Raw genomic sequence first — 7,100 nt, forward strand, 5'->3', positions numbered from 1 at the left:
AATAGTAAAACCCATTAAATTCTCTCATTAACCACGCGGATCCAATTCTACAGATTGCAGATTCAATTCCCTTATTTTAAAGGCCAAGAAGCCCATCGCTGGTTTGCAAATGAAGGTGTTGGGAGCTAAAAACTGACAAAGAATTGATGAATCTGATTTTAAAATTATGGTATAAAAAATAGGAAAAGTGAATAAAAACCAATTATCATTTGATCACGATCAACTGGTTTTGCAAGGTCCTAATCATTTGATCAGGTTGCTGGCGCGCTTTTGTAAAGCGTGCCTTGAGAAACAAGGTCCGGTAGGCAAGGATTTTAAATCCGCGCCAGCTAGGGAGTAATTTATAGATATTCAAAGTTTGTGCGATTATATCGAGTCTTCCCATACTCATTCATGTATTCCTCAAACTTTCTGTTTCTCATATCACTTCCAAATCCAGTAAGTACCGATTTAAGCGTTTTATTTTTGAGAACAGGAATTAAATCTTCTGGTTGAAGATTTGAACAATCAACGCAAATGAATTCCTCTAAACACTTAGCATATTTTAACGAATCGACATTTTTCAGTCCTTTCATATTCTCAAAATATATTCTCCTTAATTTTTCATTTGCAGATAAATCAGGTACTTTTTCAATATTTGGTAGAGATTGTAAAAAGAGATATTGCAAATCAGTAAGTTTCGAAATAAAACCAATATCACTTAATTTTCTCACTTGCCATAATTCGAGGTATTTAATTCCTCTCATTTCTGTCAATGCGCTGAAATCTTTTATTCCACCAAGTTTAATATCTACAGACCAAAGTTTCTTGAGGCCTTTCAAATAATTAATATTCTCAGACGAGATGGATCGCAATACAATCTTTTCCAAGTTCCCTAACTCAGAAATTGCCTCAATACCTTTGTTTTGTCCCTCGATGTAAACATATTCCAAATCCTTAAATCTTGAGATCACAGAAATATTTGGCTTTTTTGATCTGGTTTGTCCGATAAACAGACTTTTTAACTTAGGGGAGATATCATTTAGAAATTCAAAACTTGTCAAGTTAAAAATCCCCAATCTAAGAATTTCAAGATTTTCAAGCAGTGCAATATTCTCAACGTTGTTGCATTCCATCAAACAATCAGCCGAAAAATTCTTTGTGGATGGGAGATATTGTAAAAAACTTAAATCACATTCCTTTCCATAGTGCCCAAAAACTCTCAATTCAATATCAGGTCTCTCACTTAATAAATAAGTTTCGATGTTTTTCCAGATAGAATTATCAGTTACTGGGTCAACAAATTGGATTACCGATAATTTATCAATCTTTGCAAGTTTCTTAATCTCTCGCTTTGAGATTTTATTACTCAAATTATATCTTCCTAATGTCTCATTTATTTCTTTGAAGCTCATGAAGGTTGTTTGTGGTTGTTTTTCTTGCTATTTGTATAGACGTCCCTTTTCTGCTGCACGATTGTATTGTGTGGTTTTTGAAGACCAAGAGAATGGATTCGCGTGGTAGCGGGGGTGTGGCTTTATTTATCAAATTCTAAATATTTAAGTTCTAATCCTGTTTTAATCAAAATATAATTAATCATTTCGGTGTCTTTCTTATAATTTGAGTTACCACCTTGTCTTGAACTCCATTTATATGAGTCTGAAAAATCAATTATATAATGTTTATCAATCACGACATTACCATTCGGAGCTATCAATTTATCAACTGATTTTATGGCCTCGATATCTTTGTATTCATATCTTGATTCTGTGAGTTGAAAAAAATCACTGATTATAATTTTATCATTGTCGAAATACGCATAATAATTGATTGCCAGGATAAAAAAGGCAGTCACAAAAACAATTAGGAATTTAATTACGAAGGTTGAGACTTTATCAGCATCAAATCCATATTTAAGACTTGAATAAGCTGCGTAATCATTATATCGGTCTTGTAATAATATTTTCTGAAGTTTCAGATAGGCGGATGCAGACAATCCAAGTCCACCAAATATTGCCGGAACAAGCCACATTATTCTCTCAGGTATAAATAGGTATCCATTGTCACTCGCTTGAGAAAATCTTATATCAGAGACCCAGCCCAAAAAATTGTATAGTATTATCACAAAAATCGGAGTTAAAGAAAAAAATAGAAGAAGCGTCAAGATATCAAATTTCCAAAATTCCTTTCTCAGTTCTCCAATCGGTTTTGTCGATTGATATTTGGACTTTTTCACTGGGTAATACTTACCGAAAAGCACAAAAATCAAGGACATTAATGCTGTTGAAATTACGATTGAAGTATATTTTTCACTCATAATCGCTCAAAATTGGATTTCTATTGTTGCTTGAATTAGGGGGGGATTGTTCATTATAAGTCGAACAATACAGTCGATATTATCGACAGAATCAGCAGAGTTACAAAAAATCCTATCCACCAATTCTCAAAGTCAGTTTCAAAATATTTACTGCGAAACTGAACGAAAACAAGACTTAGGATCCCAGATGCTAACAGTTGAACCAATGCAGTCAAAAAGCTTGGTTTAAGTTCAAAATCAGTCAGGAAAAGACGAACTAGAAATGAAATCAAAAATAGTCCCCCGATTATTATCTTTTTTCTTTGTTTCCTTTGCTCTTGCGTGGTTTGGTTACCTGGAATATTCATTTTTTTTTGTTTTCAAATAGTTACCACTAACACTCACTTTCAAGTTCTCGGGGCGGATTTCCCCGCCTGCGCAAGGCTGGTGCAGTTGGCGTACCACCAAACCCCGCCCTGCAATATGTACCGTGTTGTAGGTAGTTTTTTATTATTCCAATAATCCATTAATTTCATTTTCCAATATTTTCCCACCGTTTAGGAAGACCGTTATCAAACCTGCCAATAAAAGAAGTGTCAAAGGAGTCAGAACAACAATAAGGTATAGAAGAGCTTTATTCATTTTTACTCTTTTATACCTTTCCTCTAACTTGAAGATTCGTTCATTTTTAATGAATATCTGATAGACAAAGAACAAGATGAGAGCCATGAGTCCGAATACAACTATCATAATTGTAGACTTTTCATATTCTATTTGTCCTTTAAATACTTTCTTGTCAATGAATGTTTTAATTGGCAATAGTATTGCAAATGACAGAAAGAAGTAAACAGCACTTATGTACAGTGTAATACTGAACTTTGGTAAGTCATTCTTTCGTCTATATTCCTCGAAAAGTTTTGCGAAAATTATATTCATTCAATTTGGGTTTTAAAATTACCTACAACGGTAAATTGTATGAGTAGTGGCAGATTGCGTAGCACTTTCCTGTCAAACCGCTGTGCAGTTTGGGCGGGCTACAAACCTTGATATTTACCACGTTCCCTGCCATTACTTATACAAAATGTTGTAGGGCGTGTTTATTTTTATCAGTTTATAATCAATTTTATCTTTGTTTATTGTCTGTTTTTCAAGTATTAAGTCATTACCTAATTTAGTCCAATAGAAACAAGGGAAAATTGATTCATGTCCTGTTCGTTGAAAACACAAATTGTCTCTATTGTCACTAAAATAACCAACAGAAATATAGTATTGGTCTGCTTTAAATAATGATTTGTCAAGATTCACAAGACCTGAAACATAGCCATTACTTGAAAAACAAATTAATTTAGTTGTATCATTCTCAACATAATAAGTTCCGTCAATAAACTTATTATTAATCAATTGGTCGTAATCAACGTATTTTATAAGCTCAATTTCATTTGTTTGTGAATTTTCGATAGTACTTAAACTCATTAACGTGTCATTATTATAAGTCGAAATACTTATTTTGCCTATATTTTTGGGACCAATAAACTTGTCCTTCCATTTTTTATCAACAGTATCATAATAACTCGATATATCCTTTTCAATTATTGTTACAGAGTCATTCTTTAAATCAAATTTAATTGAATAACCCATTTGAATAAAGTTCTCTTTTGAGTCTATAAAAACAAAATAGCTCGAATCCTGCGGAAAAATATTTGAATATTTTTTTCCTGGATTGTAGTAAAATCTATTTATACCATTGAGTAAATCATGAATCATTGCTGGAGTTTGTCCTTTCTCAATTGAATCTCGATATGATTTTAGTATCCAAGTACCATGTAAGGCATTTTTAAAATCATTTTCAGATTGAAAGTCAATATTTCCTTGTGATTTACAGTCAGTATAAAAAAGAACTGCAAATAATATTATCAAAATACTTTTAATAATCTGCATTGTCTCTGTGTTTTTAACATGCCCTACAACGGAAAATTGGATGTTGCGTGGCGATTGCGGCGAGGGTCAGTGTCGACCGAAGGAAGACCTGACGCGGGATGCAAAGCCACGCACCCTCGGACACCCGCCATGCAATATTCCAAAATGTTACCGCCAGTTTTTATTTTATTTTGTAGTAATGGACAATTGTTTTTTTATTTATCCAGTTTTCTATTAAAAATTCTTCTCCTTCTTTGGGCCAATCTATATGATGATAAACTGAAGGGTCAAAAAAGTAATTCGAATATAGTTTTGCAAGATTCAGAGCGTTAGATTTTTTAACGCTGTCAGTTGTCAATGAAGCTGCTTTTTCAAACGTTTGAACAGCTAAACAATATACCATTCCTTTATCAAATTCATATTTAAAGCAAGAGTCTATGGAGCTTATATATGCTTGTCCTAAAACAATGTACGCATCAGAATTAGTCAAATTAGTCTGAATGACTTTTTCTGCATAATCTCTGGATTTTGAAAAGTTCCCATTTTTAAGTTCAATTTTAGCCTTTATTAGAAGCAATGAGTCAGCATTTTGACATGCAACTGGAATTGTCAAATAGAGTGAAATTATTACTATGAGAATTGACCTTATCATTCTGATTTCCTTAGACAGACTGAATTAAATTGGCGGTAACGGAAAATTGTATGAGTAGTGGCAGATTGCGTGGTAATTTCCTGTCAAACCGCTACGTAGTTTGAGCGGGCTACAAACTTTGATATTTACGACATTGCCTGCCATTACTTATACAAAATGTTATGCGCTGGCTTTTATTCTTTCGGTTTATATTCTACTATTTTGCTATATCCTTCATTCAAACCTTCTGAAATAGCACTATCTCTAAGTTCTAATAACGCTTTATAAAAAGGGTCATCAGTATGATTTGGAAATAAATAATCTGTAGTATAGCATTGTTTAAATTTGAAATCCTCAGTTAAAAATACTGCGGCGATGACATCCTCTGCACATATATTAGAATGCAAACCAAATCCACCGTAATGCAGATAAGCTTTCTGTCGTTTGGGTCGCTCTGCTTTAATGTCAATAAACTCGATTTGGTCCAAGTCTCTTTTCAAACCCTTTTTTGTTCCAATTATATAGATAACCGGATAATCGGATAATTTGGCTTTATGTTCTCTTTTTAAAGGCTTATACCAAGCATACTCTTTGCCCCTCTCTTCGTATTTGTCGTATTGGTTTGTGGCAAACCAAAGTGCGACATTGATATCTGAAGTAATGTCTAAACCATGAGTTGGAATACCATAATGTTGGCCTAATCCCATAGTCATTAAATCCCATTCAAAAGAATAATATAAACGCCTAAATTCTTCATGCTTTTTGTCTATCTCAATGTTTTCATATGGGCTAAAATTCCCCCACAATGGCCATATCTTATCGAGTTTATCAAATTTTTCTTTTTCAAATTTAGAATAAATTAAGCCTTGTAGCTGGAATTGGAGAATTGCAGAAAATCCATCAAAGTCAAAGTTTTCCCTTGAAGCTGATGTTGGTAATGATAACTCTTCAATGTCAGTTTGACCATATAATAATTCATTCGTTAGTTCTGAACGGTTTAAATCCCAATGCTTATTCTGACCTCGAAAATAAATTTCGAGATCTTTATTTTCGGCTTTAACTGAATCGATAATGGAGTTAAGTTGGGTTATGTCATTACATATTAATTTTGGTATTCTATTTCGATTTGCTCTTATAAAACCCAAGTTTTGATTTATGGATGTTTTAGATTTTCCATATTGGCCGTATAACGCAACTCCTGAAACATGAGGTATTCCATATATGTTTTGATATTTAGAATCAATAATAAAGTCATCTTTTATTGTTGATTCACGAGGTAAAATTACATCTTTAACAAGTCCATCTATATACTTAAGGTTTTTTGGGGCTCCATCTAATGCAAAGTTTACTAGATTAAAATCAAGAAACTGTTCTTCTTTTAAGTAGAATATTCCATCATTTATTAGTTTGGCAGAATCGTTTCCAAATGATTTATTCAGGAGTTTTTGATTTTCTTTAGAATTTATTGTTTGATTCAATTCACTTGATTTAACTTGCCATTGTGGAGTATTTATTTGTTTTGAATATTTCTCACTTCTTTTAAGTAAATCTTCATCCCAAAATCGCCTTAATACACCTATTTCATTTGCTCTAGAATTGTAGGCAGATAGCGTGGTTGAATATGTCCTATATGATCCTTCGTTGAAAAGTGTAGGTCTCCCCGCACCTTGAGCCTCATATTTTTTTACTAAATCATTTATCGGTTTTAATCCTTCAAGAATGTGAGTTTGAAACTCTATAATCCTATCAATTGACATACATGTTTTTGCCATAAATAAATAGCTAGTTTTAAAACCTAAATAAGGATTTGAATTCTTAACTAAAGAGCCTTCTGGTACTGCAGAGACAGAAACAGAAGGCATTTTTACTGCAATATATCTTTCAACGTCAATTCCGAGATGTTTGATTAATGGATTTATCTTGTAATGAGGGAAAGCTTCTTTTGTAATAACCTTTTCTGTTTTGTAAACCTCATTTAAAAATGCCACACCATTTTCAATTCCAATCACGTTACGTTCTCCGTCTAATCCATTTACATGTCCATACTTAAAATCTTGAACTTTTGAAATACAACTGTCTTCATCTTGTTGTAAACAAGCGATAACTTGTAATAAGTCTATATAAAATTGAGAATCTATCATGGTTTATTTCTTGAATCTAGGCTTTTATTTAGCTTGCGCATAACGGTTGGTACATGTTGTCGGGGCGGATTTCGGAGAGCGTTCCTGTCCGAAGGACACGGAACTGCGATGCGAGAATCCGCAGTTGGCGTACCAC

Annotated in this window: 7 protein-coding genes; all 7 read right to left on the reverse strand. The window is 33.1% G+C overall.

The window, feature by feature from the left end; translation table 11 throughout:
• Positions 1-341: 341 nt before the first annotated feature.
• Positions 342-1,394 carry a leucine-rich repeat domain-containing protein gene (locus tag BC643_RS23555; RefSeq protein ID WP_211338162.1) on the reverse strand — a complete coding sequence of 351 codons (1,053 nt, stop codon included), beginning with the start codon at positions 1,392-1,394 and terminating at the stop codon, positions 342-344.
• Between the two features lie 122 nt (positions 1,395-1,516).
• Positions 1,517-2,296: a hypothetical protein gene (locus BC643_RS20995; RefSeq protein WP_120275242.1), complete on the reverse strand. Its 780-nt coding sequence runs from the start codon at positions 2,294-2,296 to the stop codon at positions 1,517-1,519.
• Between the two features lie 53 nt (positions 2,297-2,349).
• The gene (locus tag BC643_RS21000) at positions 2,350-2,643 is read right to left on the reverse strand and encodes a hypothetical protein (RefSeq protein WP_120275243.1); all 294 of its coding nucleotides are present in this window, start codon (positions 2,641-2,643) and stop codon (positions 2,350-2,352) included.
• Between the two features lie 142 nt (positions 2,644-2,785).
• Complete coding sequence (locus tag BC643_RS21005) at positions 2,786-3,211, reverse strand: hypothetical protein (protein ID WP_120275244.1); 426 nt, start codon at positions 3,209-3,211, stop codon at positions 2,786-2,788.
• A gap of 132 nt (positions 3,212-3,343) precedes the next feature.
• Complete coding sequence (locus tag BC643_RS21010) at positions 3,344-4,213, reverse strand: hypothetical protein (protein WP_120275245.1); 870 nt, start codon at positions 4,211-4,213, stop codon at positions 3,344-3,346.
• Between the two features lie 160 nt (positions 4,214-4,373).
• Complete coding sequence (locus BC643_RS21015; protein WP_147377296.1) at positions 4,374-4,805, reverse strand: tetratricopeptide repeat protein; 432 nt, start codon at positions 4,803-4,805, stop codon at positions 4,374-4,376.
• Between the two features lie 212 nt (positions 4,806-5,017).
• Positions 5,018-6,964: an FRG domain-containing protein gene (locus BC643_RS21020; RefSeq protein ID WP_120275247.1), complete on the reverse strand. Its 1,947-nt coding sequence runs from the start codon at positions 6,962-6,964 to the stop codon at positions 5,018-5,020.
• Positions 6,965-7,100: the final 136 nt, after the last annotated feature.

The sequence above is a fragment of the Mangrovibacterium diazotrophicum genome (assembly GCF_003610535.1).
Lineage (GTDB): Bacteria > Bacteroidota > Bacteroidia > Bacteroidales > Prolixibacteraceae > Mangrovibacterium > Mangrovibacterium diazotrophicum.